17 protein-coding genes are annotated in these 15,847 nt (G+C 58.2%); 10 read left to right on the forward strand and 7 right to left on the reverse strand.

All coding sequences use genetic code 11. The features are described 5' to 3' along the window. The first annotated feature begins 68 nt into the window (after positions 1–68). From EKM04_RS17945 to EKM04_RS17965, 5 genes are all read left to right on the forward strand, one after another. Entirely contained in the window at positions 69–1,061 is a 993-nt protein-coding gene (locus tag EKM04_RS17945) for a WD40 repeat domain-containing protein (RefSeq protein ID WP_183896018.1), read from the forward strand. 124 nt (positions 1,062–1,185) lie between these two features. Then, positions 1,186–1,536 carry a VOC family protein gene (locus EKM04_RS17950; protein ID WP_183896020.1) on the forward strand — a complete coding sequence of 117 codons (351 nt, stop codon included), beginning with the start codon at positions 1,186–1,188 and terminating at the stop codon, positions 1,534–1,536. Between the two features lie 701 nt (positions 1,537–2,237). Beyond that, positions 2,238–4,046 carry a methyl-accepting chemotaxis protein gene (locus EKM04_RS17955; protein ID WP_183896022.1) on the forward strand — a complete coding sequence of 603 codons (1,809 nt, stop codon included), beginning with the start codon at positions 2,238–2,240 and terminating at the stop codon, positions 4,044–4,046. A gap of 101 nt (positions 4,047–4,147) precedes the next feature. Next, positions 4,148–4,831: a GNAT family N-acetyltransferase gene (locus EKM04_RS17960; RefSeq protein ID WP_183896024.1), complete on the forward strand. Its 684-nt coding sequence runs from the start codon at positions 4,148–4,150 to the stop codon at positions 4,829–4,831. After that, positions 4,828–5,034: a hypothetical protein gene (locus EKM04_RS17965; RefSeq protein WP_183896026.1), complete on the forward strand. Its 207-nt coding sequence runs from the start codon at positions 4,828–4,830 to the stop codon at positions 5,032–5,034. Before EKM04_RS17960 ends, EKM04_RS17965 begins: the two co-directional genes overlap by 4 nt. Here EKM04_RS17965 and EKM04_RS17970 read toward each other — a convergent pair whose 3' ends face one another. The 5 genes from EKM04_RS17970 to EKM04_RS17990 form a co-directional block, all read right to left on the reverse strand. After that, on the reverse strand, positions 5,035–5,580 hold the full coding sequence (locus tag EKM04_RS17970; protein ID WP_183896028.1) for a hypothetical protein: 546 nt from the start codon (positions 5,578–5,580) through the stop codon (positions 5,035–5,037). It lies immediately after the preceding gene. After that, positions 5,580–6,095 (reverse strand): hypothetical protein, encoded by a 516-nt coding sequence (locus tag EKM04_RS17975; RefSeq protein WP_183896030.1) that lies wholly within the window; start codon positions 6,093–6,095, stop codon positions 5,580–5,582. Before EKM04_RS17975 ends, EKM04_RS17970 begins: the two co-directional genes overlap by 1 nt. A gap of 88 nt (positions 6,096–6,183) precedes the next feature. Continuing rightward, on the reverse strand, positions 6,184–7,287 hold the full coding sequence (locus EKM04_RS17980) for a nickel/cobalt transporter (protein WP_183896031.1): 1,104 nt from the start codon (positions 7,285–7,287) through the stop codon (positions 6,184–6,186). Continuing rightward, a complete protein-coding gene (locus EKM04_RS17985; RefSeq protein ID WP_183896033.1) occupies positions 7,281–7,928 on the reverse strand; it encodes a DUF1007 family protein in 648 nt (215 codons plus the stop codon). The genes EKM04_RS17980 and EKM04_RS17985 overlap by 7 nt, the downstream gene beginning before the upstream one ends. Positions 7,929–8,021: 93 nt before the next feature. After that, entirely contained in the window at positions 8,022–8,915 is an 894-nt protein-coding gene (locus EKM04_RS17990) for a LysR family transcriptional regulator (RefSeq protein WP_174153976.1), read from the reverse strand. Positions 8,916–9,457: 542 nt separating this feature from the next. Between EKM04_RS17990 and odc2 the strand changes: the two genes are divergently transcribed. Next, on the forward strand, positions 9,458–10,591 hold the full coding sequence (odc2, locus tag EKM04_RS17995) for an ornithine/lysine decarboxylase (RefSeq protein WP_174153977.1): 1,134 nt from the start codon (positions 9,458–9,460) through the stop codon (positions 10,589–10,591). 279 nt (positions 10,592–10,870) lie between these two features. Continuing rightward, the gene (locus EKM04_RS18000) at positions 10,871–11,437 is read left to right on the forward strand and encodes a GNAT family N-acetyltransferase (RefSeq protein ID WP_183896035.1); all 567 of its coding nucleotides are present in this window, start codon (positions 10,871–10,873) and stop codon (positions 11,435–11,437) included. 68 nt (positions 11,438–11,505) lie between these two features. On the opposite strand, the gene EKM04_RS18005 is transcribed toward EKM04_RS18000, so the two are convergent. Both EKM04_RS18005 and EKM04_RS18010 read right to left on the reverse strand, forming a co-directional pair. Then, positions 11,506–12,207, reverse strand: a complete 702-nt coding sequence (locus EKM04_RS18005) for a tellurite resistance TerB family protein (protein ID WP_174153979.1) — start codon at positions 12,205–12,207, stop codon at positions 11,506–11,508. Positions 12,208–12,303: 96 nt separating this feature from the next. Continuing rightward, on the reverse strand, positions 12,304–12,942 hold the full coding sequence (locus tag EKM04_RS18010; protein WP_174153980.1) for a 2-dehydro-3-deoxy-phosphogluconate aldolase: 639 nt from the start codon (positions 12,940–12,942) through the stop codon (positions 12,304–12,306). 422 nt (positions 12,943–13,364) lie between these two features. Between EKM04_RS18010 and EKM04_RS18015 the strand changes: the two genes are divergently transcribed. The 3 genes from EKM04_RS18015 (at position 13,365) to trhO (ending at position 15,803) form a co-directional block, all read left to right on the forward strand. Next, positions 13,365–13,853, forward strand: a complete 489-nt coding sequence (locus EKM04_RS18015; protein WP_183896037.1) for a CYTH domain-containing protein — start codon at positions 13,365–13,367, stop codon at positions 13,851–13,853. Then, complete coding sequence (locus EKM04_RS18020) at positions 13,837–14,745, forward strand: CHAD domain-containing protein (RefSeq protein ID WP_183896039.1); 909 nt, start codon at positions 13,837–13,839, stop codon at positions 14,743–14,745. Before EKM04_RS18015 ends, EKM04_RS18020 begins: the two co-directional genes overlap by 17 nt. 101 nt (positions 14,746–14,846) lie before the next feature. Beyond that, on the forward strand, positions 14,847–15,803 hold the full coding sequence (gene trhO / locus EKM04_RS18025) for an oxygen-dependent tRNA uridine(34) hydroxylase TrhO (protein ID WP_183896153.1): 957 nt from the start codon (positions 14,847–14,849) through the stop codon (positions 15,801–15,803). The last annotated feature ends 44 nt before the right edge of the window (positions 15,804–15,847 follow it).

Raw genomic sequence — 15,847 nt, forward strand, 5'->3', positions numbered from 1 at the left:
AGGGATTCGCCATCAAGGTGCTCTTTCCACTACCGAGTAAAAACAAATCACGGAAAGACCCGATACCCATGCCCACCGTTGCTCCTCTTGACCTTGAAGGCCACGTCGTCGCGACGCATTTTCTGGGCGAAGTACCACTTTTTGCCACCGCGTCCGGCAATATTCACCGGCTGGATGGTGGCGAAAAGGTCGTTGAAGCGCATCAGGGCCTGCTCACCTGTATCCGCGATCCCCACAGCGCAACACTTTTGACCGGCGGCGAAGATGGCAAGGTGCTGCGCATCGGCCATGATGGCTCCGTCACCGAGCTTGCGCATGTGCCGCGCAAATGGATCAGCGTCGTCGCAGGCGGCCCCCAAAACGCCATCGCCTATGGCGTCGGCAAGTCGAGCTTCGTGCGTCTGGGTGACAGCACGGTCAAGGAATTCAAGGAAGAACGTACGGTCGAGGCCATCGCCTTCGCACCGAAAGGTCTGCGCATCGCCGCCGCTCGCTACAATGGTGTCACGCTCCATTGGGTGGCAAGCGCTGGCGACCCGATCGATCTCGACTGGAAGGGTGCCCATACCGGCGTCACCTTCTCGGCAGATGGCAAATTCCTCGTCACCACCATGCAGGAAAACGCCCTGCACGGCTGGAAGATGGAAGCGACCAAGGGCGGCATGGAAACGCGCCACATGCGCATGACGGGCTATCCCGCCAAGGTCAAATCCATCTCCTGGTCGCACAAGGGCAAGTGGCTGGCTTCATCCGGCGCGCCGGCCGCCATCGTCTGGCCCTTCTCCGGCAAGGATGGCCCGATGGGCAAGGCTCCGCTGGAGCTTGGCACGCGCGCCAACATCATGGTAACCCATGTCGCGTTCCATCCGCTGGACGAAGTGCTGGCCATTGGTTTTGCCGATGGCATGATCCTGGGCGTTCGCATCGCCGACCAGAAGGAAGCGCTGCTGCGCCGCCCCGGCAAGGGTGCCATCACCTCCATGGACTGGAGCAACAACGGCAACCTGCTGGCATTTGCATCCGAAGCCGGCGATTGCGGCATCGTGGATATCACAGCGTAAACGCCCCATCGTCATTTCGTTGAAACAGCGATCGTTCGCAGGCTACGAGGTACAGCTACCCCTATTGCGATTTCGGAGACCGTCGATGGATACCAAAAGGCCGAAATTATGCGTTGAGCTTTTCGTGGCGGACATTGCCCGGTCGAAAAGCTTTTACACGAGCGTGCTTGATTTCACCGCGGGCCTAGAGGGTTACGGCGGCTACACACCTCTTTCGAAGGGCGATATTCGTTTATCTCTGAACAGGAATGACTCTCTTCCAGAGGATCATCCAACGAAAGTGGTGACTGGTGAACGCGCCGGTCGGGGGATTGAAATCGTTATTGAGGTCGATGACCTGCAATCGCTATACGACCGGGTAAAGGCGAGCGGATGGCCAATTTCCGGTGATCTGGCCACCCATCCATGGGGTGTCACCGATTTTCGGGTCGTTGATCCGGACGGATATTACCTGCGATTGTCGAACACGGCGTAGAGGGCGATGTGATCACCTCATCCTATCGGCATGGCGTCCTTAAAAAAGGGGAGCTTTTCAACTCCCCGCCCGCCACAGGTTCACCCGATAATGGCCCGTTTCTACGCCATGCATTGGCGATCAGACGCTAAGAGGCTGCCCTCGTGGCGATGCTTCTTCGCGTTGTAATCACGGTCTTTGTCGTTGCAGACACCAAGATCGACGCTGGGCGGTGCGGTCACGGCCCTTGAGACCAGCCTCGTGAAAGCTCATGGCAAGCAAACGAGGCCTCCCTGGAAAAATCGCACACGGAATGGATGTCTAGGATGGCGATGCCGCCTGTCGCGGCAGTGCCGTTTCGTCGCGCTTCAGCGGCAGTTTCTGACACCAAAAGTCACCCAAAGTTTAAAGGCGACAGGTCATTTTTACTCAAATTCAGAAGAAAGATATAATTTAGAAAAAACTACATTAAAACAATGATTTAGATATTTCACCATCTTAATGAAAAATAAATATCTGATGGTGAAATATGACCCCGCAAAGCTTGTGGTGAACTGTTTATCAGCCGCCTCGTTATGCCAGCATACATACCAGTGCTCTGGAGCACGACAGGCTGCCGTATGACAGCGTGGCTCGAAATCATTCAATGCCGCCGATTTTCGGCAGACGATACATAAAATTCATTCTCCCAAGCCATGCGCTCCGTCTCTGGATCTTTCACAATGAAACTGTCTATTTCCGCACTCGTCACCGCAACCGGCGTCGCTTTGGCCACCGGCGTCATCCTCACTCTTTTGACCGGCGGATATGCGCTGGACAAGCTGAAGGTCAACGGCCCGATCTATCAGGAAATCGTCGATAGCAAGGATCTGATCGCAGACATCCTGCCGCCGCCGCTCTATTTGATCGAGACCTATGCCGTAACAAACGAGGCCGCGCTTCACCAGGACCGGATGGCAAAGAATGTCGATCGGATCAAGGTACTGAAAGGTCAGTATCAGGAGCGACGCGAATACTGGAAGACAACCACGCTCCCGGACACCTTGAAACAGAAGCTGCAAAACGATGTGCTCATCAAGGGCGACGCCTTCTGGGCTCTTCTGGAAACCGACACCCTTCCAGCACTTGCATCGGCAGACGCAGCCAGGATCACCACCTCACTGAACGACCTCAGCACGGCGTTCCACACGCATGAGGATGCGGTCAATCAACTGGTGGACATGGGCACCGTCTATGGCAAGGCGAAGGAGACCGAGGCTGCCGCACAAACCGCCTTCCTGCAAGATACCAACTACATCCTGGGCGGCCTGCTCATCATCCTGTCCATCGCAACCACCATCTTCCTTCGCCGCCGCGCCATCGCCCCGATCACGCAGATCACCCGGACGATGACCCACATGGCCCAGGGCCACCTCGAAGAAGCACCGCCGCACCTCAATCGTCATGACGAAATCGGCGCCATGGCGCGCGCGCTGGCAATCTTCCGGGATGCGGGTCTGGCCAAGCGCCAGCTTGAAAGCGAAGCCGAGCAATCGCGCCTGGCAGCCAACGAAGAGCGTGAAAACCGCGAAAAGGAACGTCTGGCGGAAGCGGATGCGCTTCGCTTTGCCATCGAAGAACTGGGAAGCGGCCTGAACAACCTGTCCAATTGCGACCTGAGCAAGACGCTTGATCGCCGTTTCGACGCCAAATTCGAAACCCTGCGCCAGGATTTCAACGCCTCTGTCCTCAATCTCCAGTCAACGCTCGGACAAATCCTGGCCGAGGCCGATCATCTGCGCGGTCAGGGACACCAGATGAATGGCGCCGCCAGCGATCTTGCGCGCCGCACCGAACAGCAGGCCGCAGCTCTGGAGGAGACGGCCGCTGCCCTCGAAGAGGTGGCCTCCACAGTCAAGACATCGACAGCGCGCGTCAACGAGACACGCGATCTGGTCAAGGAAGCACGCCGCTCCGCAACCCAGTCCTCAAGCGTCGTCAACGAGGCGATCTCGGCCATGCAGCGCATCGAAAGCGCATCGGGCGAAATCAAGTCCATCATCAGCGTCATCGACGAAATCGCCTTCCAGACAAATCTTCTGGCGCTGAATGCCGGTGTCGAGGCCGCACGCGCCGGCGAGGCTGGCAAGGGCTTTGCAGTCGTGGCACAGGAAGTGCGCGAGCTTGCGCAGCGCTCGGCCAAGGCATCGAAGGAAATCCGCGATCTCATCGGCAAATCCGGAGAGCAGGTGGAAAGCGGCGTCAGACTTGTTCAGTCCACCGGCAATGCGCTGACCGATATCGAGGATTTCGTTTCGCGCATCGACACCAACATCGACAGCGTCGCAACCGCCGCCCGCGAGCAGTCCACAGGCCTCCAGGAAATCTCAAGCAGCGTCAACTCGCTCGACCAGATGACCCAGCAGAATGCCGCGATGGTGGAAGAAACCAACGCCGTCAGCCAAACGATTGCGGAAGCCACCACCTCGCTGTCGGCCATGGTCGGACAGTTCAGGCTGCAGCCGGTCGACACCACGCGCCGCGCTGCCTGATGCCACTTTCGCAGACAACAGGGGATGCTCCGAACCCAATCCCCTGTTGTCTTTACCACCCGCCTACCGTAAGTCTTTTTCGTCATTTTATGAGGAAAAGAATGCGCGATCTCAGCCAGTTCAAGGGATGTCCGGCCCCGCAACCCGTCACGCTCGAAGGTCGTCTCGTCACGGCCGCGCCGTTTGAGCGGGCACAGCATCTCGACAAGCTGTGGAACGCGCTGGGTGGTCTTGGCATCAACGACCTGTTGAAATATTTCCCGCAGGACGGCTTTTTGAACTCGCAGGCCTTTGGCGACTGGATCGAAGGCGCGCAGACCGCGTTCGGCTGGGTCACCCTCGTCTTCATCGAAAATGCCACGGGCGATGTCGTCGGCATGGCAAGCTATATGCGCCCCGATCCCAAGAACGGCGTGGTGGAAGTCGGCTCTGTCGCGCACGGCGCGGCGATGAAGCGCACCGCCCTTGCAACCGAAGCGCATTACCTCATGGCACGCCATGTGTTCGATGACCTCGGTTATCGCCGATACGAATGGAAGTGCCACAACGAAAACGAAGCCTCAAAAGCCACCGCCAAACGCTACGGCTTCCTGTTCGAAGGCGTCTTTCGCCAGCACATGGTGTCCAAGGGTGCCAATCGCGATACCGCATGGTTCTCGATGATCGACGGCGAGTGGCCGGTGCTAAGACAAGCCTTCGAAACATGGCTCGCGCCGGACAATTTTGGCCCCGAAGGCCTCCAGAAACAGAAGCTCGAAGACATTCGCGCAGGCCTGTCCACATGACCGGCAAAAGCATATCGGCTGCCATTGCCGCCATCGCGATCGTTCTGGGCTTCGGCCTGCTGTTCTACCTCATGCCGACCATCACGCTCTGGCTAGCCGACCGCTACTCAGTCTGGGTCGCCGCCATCTTCGACACAGTGGCCGTGCTGGCCTTCTTCCTGATCTTCTGGCTACGGGCGCGGTATCAAAGGCGTAACCGCTAACTAAAGCGACGATATCGGAAACGCATATCCGGTAAATAGGCCGCAGAAAGTACCCGAAACCAGCTCGCTGACAACTGACGCTCTGACATGTCGATCCGCCGCGTTCAATGAAATATAGGTATCTGCTGCAACCAGGAACGCAAATGGCAGGAGAAGGAAAACGAGGGCCGCGGAGCCAAATATAAAGGTAGAGGCATAAACGGTTATGATGAGGGCCAGCACGGCCCCTCGTTTGACACGGCTGCGCGCCAACCCGAATCTTCGTTGAGGGGGCTGGTCCATAATCGAAGCGCCGTCGCCATCGTCGGATGAAATCGGTGCCAGATAAAATTTGCGGATATATTTTTCGATGACCTTACCGACAAGAAAGCCAAGGCCAAGACACCCAACGACGATCAGCCACCGTTTGCCATAGGTGAAAACGGGCTGAAAGGTATCATCGAAAAAGGCGTACCCAAAAACAAACCCTAGCGCTTTGCTGGCAATCGCACCGAACCTTGCGACGTTTTGTTTCGCAACAAATGCCTTCCCCAATGCGCGCATCATCAAGAAAAAAATCCGAATAACAGAGCGAGGGAGAACCCCGAGAACGTCCAGCCAATCAACGATCCAACGTCGTATCTTGTGCTTGCGTTGAAGGCAGTGAAAACACTTTTGGCTAACCAGAGAAACAACAGGACAATGAAAGCTTGCACGGTCCATTCCCCTACGAGAAATAGCATCGCGACTAAAACTATCAGCACTATTGGCACAAATAGCCCATTCTCGATCCGTCGATATTCCTCGTCGGTGCGGTCTCTTTTCAAACGACGCTGGAGAGAAAAGCGGACTTTTTTGATAGCGGAACCGAATTTCGGAAAGATGGGCGCGTTGATCAATCTGGATAGGAGATGATCGCCGATCAGGCCCAAAACAAAGGCCGTCCACAAGCATACCGTCGTCAAAAGCCAGAATTTTGCATAGTCCGGTAAGGGAAGACTCTTACCGAAAATGGATAAACCCAAGACAATGCCAAGCGCGGTGCTGGCAATTGCGCCGAATTTGAAAGCATATTGTTTCACCGAGCCCTAGCTAACCACAGACACCTCGCCTCTTCACTCAGGCACAACCTAGAGCTTAACGGACAAGAGTGATAGCGTAAAACATGGGCTACGCCTGAAGCGAAGCGCCAAGCAAGGCCAGGCCCATCAGCAGCACGACGAGTGCGCCTGCAATCTCGATGCCGTTGGCGAGCCGCATGGCTCTGGTGCTGCCGGAACCGGCGTAGCGCACGGCGATATCCTTGGCCTTGACGGCAAGGCTTGCAAGAGCCGTGACGGTGATGGCGGTGCCGAGCGACATGGCGAGCACGGAGAGAATGCCGCCCAGCAGCAGGCCGTTCAGCACAGAGAAGCTCATGACGATGATGGCGCCGGAACAGGGGCGCAAGCCGACGGCGATGATGGCCGACCATGCCTCCTGCAAGCTGAAGTCGCGCGATTGCAAAAGCGACGGGTCCGGCGCATGGGCGTTCCCGCAGGTGGTGCAAATCTCGCCATTGCCGCTTGGGGCGTGATCGGCAAAGACCGGTTGGCCCTGAAACCGCAGGCCTGTTCCCATACCGGTTCTGACCGGTCCTGCTTTCTCCTCGACCGAGGAAAAGCGGCTGGAGTTGAGCGCCATTGCGGGTGCCGGAGCGGGCTGTTGAACGGCAACAACCGAAGCGGGCTCGCGACCTCTCAAGAAGCTGCGCAGCTTGCGAAACAACAGCCAAGCGCCAAACAGCGCGACCATGGCGAAGCTGGCGATTTCCATGGCCTGGGTGGCCTTGGTCATGGTGATGGAGGTACCGCGCAAGACCAGATAGGCGGCACCGACCAGCGCGATGGCGACGGCACCCTGCAGCAATGCCGAGATGAAGGAAATGAGGATACCGCGCCTGAGCTGGATTTCATTGGCGATCATGTAAGACGAGATGACCGCCTTGCCGTGGCCGGGGCCTGCCGCGTGGAAGACGCCATAGGCAAAGGAAAGCCCGATCAGCGATGTCAGCGCCCACGGGTCTTCCCGCATCGCTTTCAAAGCCCCTGTCAGCGCCCGGTAGAAGCTTTGCTGGTGCACGTTGATCCACTGGAAGAACGGACCAAGCGGCCCACCCACCGAGATCGATGGTTCGGCAGACCCGATCCCCAGCGGAGATTGGGCATGGGCCACGGTCATGGCAGCGGCCAACAGCCCGCATGCGATCACGAGGCTGGAATACTTCCTCAGCATGTCAGCTCCAGCCGGGTCGCAAAGAGTTTGGTCATATCCGTGCCCGTGGGATCGTTGAAGAAGGCATCCGTCAGATTGTTCTGGTTCTGGGCAATGATTTCATCGGGGTTAGGACGCACCACCGTGTGCTTGCACGCCGCCAGATGCGCGCCCTTGACCACGATATCGCTGTCCTTGGCAAAATCGATCGCCGTGTACATGGTCGGGTCCCACGCTCCGAATGATAGCTTGCCTTTGATCGGCATGGGCATCTTCGGCCTGACGGAAAAGAACATCAGGATCTGATTGTCCTTGTAATCGACATGAATGGCTTCGGGCTTGTCGACATCGACGCTCTTTCCGTTGACGGAAAGGAAGGTGTAGTAGGAAAACTCGGCCAGAGATTCGATCACCGTCTTGCCGATTTCCGCTAGCTCCTCCTTGTCGAGCTTCGCATCGCTGTTCTTGTCGTAGTCGAGCACGACGCTGGATGAAAACATTTCGTCGAAACGCCAGATGTTGCGCACTTCCTGCACGTTGCCGTCAGCACCCTCGATGACTTCGAGCCGCGCTTCGGCAAACACATGCGGATGGGCCGTGGCCGCAGCCGGGGCAAGACAGGCGGCCAGGCATGCAGCCAGTGGCAAAATCGCGTTTTTCATGAATGTCCGTCTGTCCGATGAAAGAATCTGTTGCCCGACCCTAGCGCAAATTGGGACCGAATTTCGACCCCTCGGTCAGGACCGTACCAAGGCTCACATGTTCTTTTTGAACCAGCCGGTCAGATAGTCCACGAAACTGCGTACTTTGGCGGGTAGATAACGGCGATGCGGGTAGACCGCGTAGATGCCACGGTCGCGCGAAATATAATCATCGAACAGGGTCACGAGCTCGCCCGAGAGTATATAGGGCTTGGCGATGAAATCCGGCACGATCGCCAGACCGAGGCCCGATCGGGCCGCACGCAGCGTCGCCTGCGGACTGTTGACTTCGATGGGGCCGGTAATTGCCACCGAATTCGTGCCGCCGCCGGGCTCGAAATAACGGATATGATTGTGGAAACGGGAGTTCGTATCCACGATGCACGGCACCTTGCCGAGATCCTGTGGCGAATTCAGCGGACCGTACTGCTCGACAAATGCGGGGGTGGCCACAGCATAGACTCGAAAATCGGCGAGCTTCTTGGCAATCATGCCGGAATCTTCGAGCTTGGTGATGCGGATCGCCATATCGAAGTTTTCCTCGATCAGATCGACAAATCGATCTTCGGCGACAATCTCCAGCGAAAGCTCCGGGTTTTCCTTGGCAAAATCGATCAGGCTCTGGCCAATATCGGCATCGATGAAGGTACGGGGCACCGAAAGCCGCAGCTTGCCTTTCAAGTCCGCATTGTTTTCGCGCACCAGGTCGGCGAGATTGTCGATCTCCTTTAGGATGTCGGCTGCGGTGCGATAATAGGTATGTCCCGCCTCGGTCATGGAAAACTGCCGTGTTGTACGGTTCAAAAGCAGCGCACCGAGATCATCTTCCAGCTCGCGGACATATTTGGACAACAGCGCCTTGGACCGCCCTGTCTTGCGGGCGGCGGCGGAAAATCCTTCCGCTTCGACAACATCGATAAAGGCCCGGATACGGGTGAGAGTGTCCATCAAAGACTCCAGCTTGTTCCATATAGTTGAACGATCGACCTTTAGCGTTCAAGAATAAAATGACCTGCCGAAAAAATCCGCAAGATGATGAAAATTTCCCTTGATTATGACTGCGAATATTCTTATCTCCCGGTTGCCCAAAGTCGCACGTGCCCATGTGTGTCCGCCGGACCCTCGATGTGGTGAGGAGTTCGGTAAGGTACCTGGAATTAACCCCTCCAGTCGCTATTCCGGCCAACCGGGAAATGCGAGGACATATGAAGCAACGACGGTGCGGGCCTTTCTGGTTCTCTGCCGGCTTTCCATCAGCCGGGGTACTAAAGAGGCACACCATCATTGCCGTAAGTGCGGTTGGGGATGATTCCCGCCAATCCCATGGCAGACAAAGCCGAATAATGCTCTTGGCAGGGCGTTGTTCACATTTGCGCCTTGAGCGTATGCAATTGATTCCGCGTCTCCACCGGCGGATCGTTCTGCATATCTTGAGCGCCCTTTGTCCTCTGGATTCCATCCAGAGCCGGAACATTTTAGGGAATACAACGATGACGACTGCACGCATCATTGACTTCATCAAGACACGCCGCCCCGAAGGCCCATGCCTCGTGGTCGATCTTGAGGTTGTGCGCGATAATTTCCATGCGTTCCGGCATGCTCTGCCAAACAGTGCGATCTATTATGCTGTCAAGGCAAACCCGGCTCCTGAGATTCTCAAGCTGCTCGCCGATATGGGCTCCAACTTCGATTGCGCCTCCGTGGCTGAAATCCAGATGGCGCTCGACGCAGGCGCGACCTCCGACCGCATCTCCTACGGCAACACCATCAAGAAGGAACGCGACGTAGCGCGAGCCTTTGCGCTGGGCATCGATCTCTTCGCCGTGGACAGCCATGAAGAAGTGGAAAAGGTTGCCCGCGCAGCTCCTGGCGCCCGCGTATTCTGCCGCGTTCTGACCGATGGCGAAGGCGCCGAGTGGCCGTTGTCGCGCAAGTTCGGCTGCGTTCCGCAGATGGCTGTCGACGTTCTGGTCTATGCCCATCAGCTGGGTCTGGAATCCTACGGTGTGTCCTTCCACGTCGGTTCGCAGATGATGAACCTCGACGCGTGGGATGCAGCCCTTGGCGATGCAAAGCGCGTCTTCGCCTCGCTGTCCAAGCAGGGTATCCACCTGCAGATGGTCAACATGGGCGGCGGCTTCCCGACGAAGTACCTGCGTGACGTGCCTGCTGCCGAAGAATACGGCCATGCCATCGACACCGCGCTGCGCAAGCACTTCGGCAACCAGATTCCGCGCACCATCATCGAGCCCGGTCGCGGCATGGTCGGCAATGCCGGCGTCATCAAGGCGGAAGTCGTGCTTGTGTCGCGCAAGTCCGACAATGACAACCACCGCTGGGTGTTCCTCGATATCGGCAAGTTCGGTGGTCTGGCCGAAACCATGGACGAGGCCATTCGCTATCCGATCCGCACGGAGCGGGACGAAGACGCGATGGAACTTTGCGTTCTGGCCGGCCCGACCTGCGACAGCGCCGATGTGCTGTACGAGAAGAACATGTACCCGCTGCCAGTGTCTCTGACCATTGGCGACGATGTTCTGATCGAAGGCACGGGCGCCTACACGACCACCTATTCGGCGGTCGCTTTCAATGGCTTCGAGCCACTGAAGTCCTATGTGATCTGAGTGAGCGACGCCTGTCTGGGGGCAGGCGTCAATCTTTAGGATCCTCCCGTTCCGGCTTGGCCATCCACGCTCAGTCGCAAACCCTGCCCGCCTTCGGGCGCAAGGAAAGTTTGCCGCACCTCTGCCCAGCCGAGGATAGGCGTGGTCTGGCGGGTCGGAACGGTTTCACATTTTTCGTTTATCGCATGTCGTTATCGCAAAACCGCTCAACACTTTTGCGCGACATGCTTTTACTTTAGGGTGCCGCTTTCGTGGGCGGCTTGGTAACGGGAGGCCGGGATGGCCGCTGTTCTCAATTCTGTACGTGCATTCTTCACACCACAGACATTTCATATCGATGCCGAAAATCCCGGCGATACCGTTGCCCGCGAAAACCTTCTGGACCGCGTCATGGGCGCTGGTCGTCGTCGCAAGTCGTCAGAGAAGCTGCGCGCTGGTCGTGTCCCCGCGCAGGGCCTGGCACTGGTCGCCCGCGATGCCGATGGCCACGTGATCGGCACCGTTCGCCTGTGGAATGTCGAAGCAGGCGTCACCCGCGAGGGGCGGCCCGTCTCTGCGCTTCTGCTTGGACCGCTGGCTGTCGATTGCTCCCACGAGGGCAAGGGCATCGGCTCTGCCCTGATGCGTGCGGCCATCACTGAAGCGGCCAAGCGCGACCACGGCGCGATCCTGCTGGTGGGCGACGCCCCCTACTACGAGCGCTTCGGCTTCTTCGCCAACCAAACCCAGCACCTCGTCATTCCCGGCCCGTTCGAGCGGTCACGTTTTCTGGCGTTGGAACTGAAGAAGGGCTGGCTCGATGGCGCCGCCGGCATGCTGGTCGCCAGCGGTCGCAAGCTTTCCTGAGAAGGGTAGAGGCAGCACAAAGAACGGGCAGAGAGGGCTTGCGGCCTAAGCCGAGCCCTCCCGCGTGATCAGACTTTTGCGGCCGAAACCGTCGCCTCGATATGCTCCACCAGCGCATCCGGCAGGCCAAGGCGGCCCGCCAGCAGGTCGAGATAGCCGCGCTCGGCACGACTGTCGGGTTCGATGGTCAGGCGCGAGGCCGTGTAGATCTCGACCTTTTGCTCTTCGGTCTGCGCCGCCGATACCAATGCGTCGATATCCAGAGGGTCGGCCAGTTCCTTTTCGATGAAGGCTTCCGCCTCGCGGTCCAGTTCCGAAACCTGCAACTTTTCCATGATCCGCGCGCGTTCGGCAGCATCGATATGGCCGTCAGCCTTGGCGGCGGCAATCATGGCCTGCACCAGCGTCAGCGCAAAATTGTTGGAAAGCGTCGGAGACTGCGGATGAAAGGGCGAATCGACCGGTGGCGGCAGCAGTTCCTGCGTCGGCAAAGGTTGCTGTATAGCCTGTGGCTTCTGGCCAGACTGGTAATTCCTGTAGGCGAGATAGCCAAGCCCGGCGATGGCTGCGATGCCGCCCACGGCCGCGGCGTTACCCGCCAGCTTGCGTCCTGTCTTGGTGCCGAAGATGGCAGCAGCAATGGCACCGGCCTTCATCGGATTGTTCTTCGCGATCTGGGTGGCCATCCCGGCCTTGTCCCGCACGCTTCCCGACAGGCCCGGTACGTTGGAGCCCAGAAACTGGTCTAGAAGCTTTTTCGCGTCGAACATTCAGATCTCCTGTTTGTTGAATATAAGCAGGAGATAGGAAGTCGAACCCGGAATACAAATGGCTGTGACGTTCACGCCGTCGTGAACACGTCCGGGTCAGCCGCGAAGAGCGAAAGCCTCGGCCGCCAGTTTGGTGATGCCGTCCCAGTCACCGGCAGCGATGAGGTCCTTCGGCGCAACCCAGGAACCGCCGACGCAGACGACGTTCGGCAGTGACAGATAATCCTTGGCGTTCTTCAACGATACGCTGCCCGTGGGGCAGAACATGATGTCCGCCAGCGGTGAGGACAGTGCCTTCAGGTAAGGCGCACCCCCGGCCTGTTCGGCGGGAAAGAATTTCAGAACCTTGTAGCCCTTGTCACGCAGATGCATGACTTCGCTGGCGGTCGCGGCACCCGGCAAAAGCGGAACCTTGGAACCCTTGGCGGCTTCCATGACGCTCTTGTTGACGCCGGGGCTGACGATGAAGGTGGAGCCTGCCTTGACGGCGGCATCGAAATCCTTGCCGTTGAGAATGGTACCGGCACCCACATGGGCACCCTCGACCTCATCGGCCACCGCGCGGATCGCGTCCAGAGCGGCCGGAGTGCGCATGGTGATTTCGATAGCCTTCAGGCCACCGGCAACCAGCGCACGCGCAAGCGGCACGGCAGAGGCTGCGTCTTCGACGATGAGAACAGGCACGACCGGCTGGAGTTTCAGGATGGAAAGCAGCTTTTCATAATCCTGGGCCACGACGGTATCTCCTCTATTGAATCGATTGAATTGCGCAATCAATTACCGCGCAAAGCCTGACCTGTCGAGGCAAAATGAAATATTTCAGTTTCATTGCTTTTTCATGACAGTGGCTTGCGCCAGAGCGTTTCCTTGTTAAATGGAAACGTTCTGCCGGAGCATATTTTCGTCAGGACAAAGGCGATTGGCGAAGGTCATACCCTAAGGTACGGTCGAGCCGATCGCCTTTGTCCTGGCGGAAATATGCCCGGCCCCCCGGGTTGGTTGAAACGGGCCATCTGCCTGCCCGGACGGCTTGGCCGTATGCTAAGGCTACGCCACGCGCCCTCCGGACAAGCAGTCGATCCCGTTTGAACCAACAGAACTGTTTCCATTTAACAAGGAAACGCTCTAGGGTGCCTGAAAATCAGGCAGGACCTTGAATGGCAAAAGAAATCGAACGCAAGTTTCTGGTGAAAGATGATAGCTGGCACGAGGATATCGCCACACGCACGCGGTTTCGCCAGGGCTATATCGTCTCGCTGGAAGACCGCTCGGTTCGGGTCCGGGTCATGGGTGAGGACGCCGCGAAGCTGACCATCAAGGTCGGCACCGACAGTCTGGTGCGCGACGAATATGAATACGACATTCCCGTCGCAGACGCGGAGGAACTGTTAAATTCGGCCCCCGGCTTCATCCTCGAAAAGATTCGCTACACCGTCGAACATGAGGGTTTCGTCTGGGAAATCGACGTGTTCGATGGTCTCTATCGGGGTCTCGTCGTGGCCGAGGTGGAGTTGAGCACCGAGACCGACCAGCCTGCGCTGCCCGCATGGATCGGTGAGGAGGTCACCGGCGACCACCGTTATTCCAACCAGCATCTGGCGACAGATGATCTCAGCACCGAGCTATGCCATGTCATTCCGGATTGATCCGAAAAAACCCTTCGCTGAAGAACTGCGCCGGACAGGCGTGGAACTGATCGACGAGGCCATGGCGGCCCTGTCGCTTCAGCCCGATGGCCCGCATGCCGCCGTGCATGATGCCCGCAAGAAGTTCAAGCGCCTGCGCGCCCTCTATCGGTTCGTGGCAGATGAAGACCCGAAATTCCGCAAGGCCGAAAACATTCGCTTTCGCGATATTGCCCGCTCGTTGTCGCAGGCGCGCGAGGCAGCGGCACTCGTGGAAACCATCCACCACCTCCAGCAATTCAGCCGCTCGGACGCCGAAACCCAGGCGCTTGCCTCTGCCCACGATGCGCTGGCTGAACGGCGCGATGCGATGACCCGCGATGACGGCGATCTGCCCGCACGCATCGATGCGGCGTTGACCGAATGCGAAAAGGGCAAGCACGCCTTGCTGCAACTGTCCCTGCCCTCGGGCAAGAAGACGGCGGCAAAGCGCATCCGGCAGACGTGGCTGAAACAGCGTCGGAACGCGCGGGATGCTATGCGCCACTGTCACGACAAGGCCGAGGACGAGGATTTTCACGATCTGCGCAAGAGCGGGCAGGTCTACTGGATGCATCTGGCGCTGATGCGCAAAATCTGGCCTTCGGCCATGCGCGCCAAGAAAATCGATGCCAAACGGCTGGTCGATCTGCTTGGCCACGAGCACGACCTGTCGGTGCTGGCAGCGCTTGCCGATGATGAGCCGGAGCGCTTTGCAGAGGGCGATACGCTTGCGCTGCTGCGAGAGGCGATCATCCACCGCCAGCAGGCGCTGCGGAAGGAGTGCCTCGATCTGGCAGACCATGTGTTTGCCGAATCCGCCAAGACAGAAAGCGACATCGTCAGTCTTTTGTGGGAATACGCGGCGGCCTGACCGGTATCGCACGGTTTTGCCCAATTCAATTCGCCCTGGCCACACAGCAGACACGCGAAATATGATTGCGCAAAAGCGCGTCTGGCTGTATTTCAGCCGCCATGACCAAGACCTCTACCCTGCCCCGCCTGGACGCCGCGCAGCCAGCAGCGGAGGATTTTCTTGTGGCTGCGCTGTATCATTTCGCCCGCTTTGCGCGGTTTGAAACCATGCGCGAACCGCTGTTTACGCTGTGCCAGCAAAACGCCGTCAAGGGCACGCTGCTTTTGGCTGCCGAAGGCATCAACGGCACGATTGCCGGAACAGATGAGGGTGTTGGAAACATTCTGGCCTTTCTGCGCGCCCAGCCGGAGTTCGCCGCGCTGGAGCACAAGGAAAGCCGCGCTTCCAAGATGCCCTTCGTGCGCATGAAGGTGAAGCTGAAGCAGGAAATCGTTACCATGGGCGTGGCCGACATCGATCCCAACCAGATCGTCGGCACCTATGTCGATCCGAAGGACTGGAATGCGTTGATTTCCGATCCCGATACCATCCTCATCGATACCCGCAACGATTACGAGACCGCCATCGGCCTCTTCAAGGGCGCGGTCGATCCGCAGACCAAGACGTTCCGCGAGTTCCCCGACTGGGTGAAGAACAATCCCGGCCTGCACGACAAGCCGAAGATCGCCATGTACTGCACCGGCGGCATTCGCTGCGAAAAGGCGACCGCCTTCATGAAGGATCAGGGCTTTGACGAGGTGTATCACCTCAAGGGCGGCATTCTGAAATATCTGGAAGAGGTACCGGAAGAGGAAAGCCTTTGGGAAGGCGCCTGCTTCGTCTTCGACGAGCGCGTCTCCGTCGTTCACGGCCTGGCAGAAGGTGACCACCAGCTCTGCCACGCCTGCCGCAACCCGATCACGCCGGAGGTTCGCCTGTCACCAAAGTTCGAGGAAGGCGTCTCCTGCCCTAGCTGCTACGACGACCGCACCGAAGAAGATCGCACCCGCTTCCGCAACCGCCAGAAACAGATCGATCTGGCGAAGACGCGCGGCGAGAAGCATATTGGTCGGTAGGTGGCGGGCTTTTCTGCCATCTCCTGCGTCATTCCCGGACTTGA

This window comes from Rhizobium skierniewicense Ch11 (assembly GCF_023757665.1).
GTDB classification, from domain to species: Bacteria; Pseudomonadota; Alphaproteobacteria; order Rhizobiales; family Rhizobiaceae; genus Agrobacterium; species Agrobacterium skierniewicense.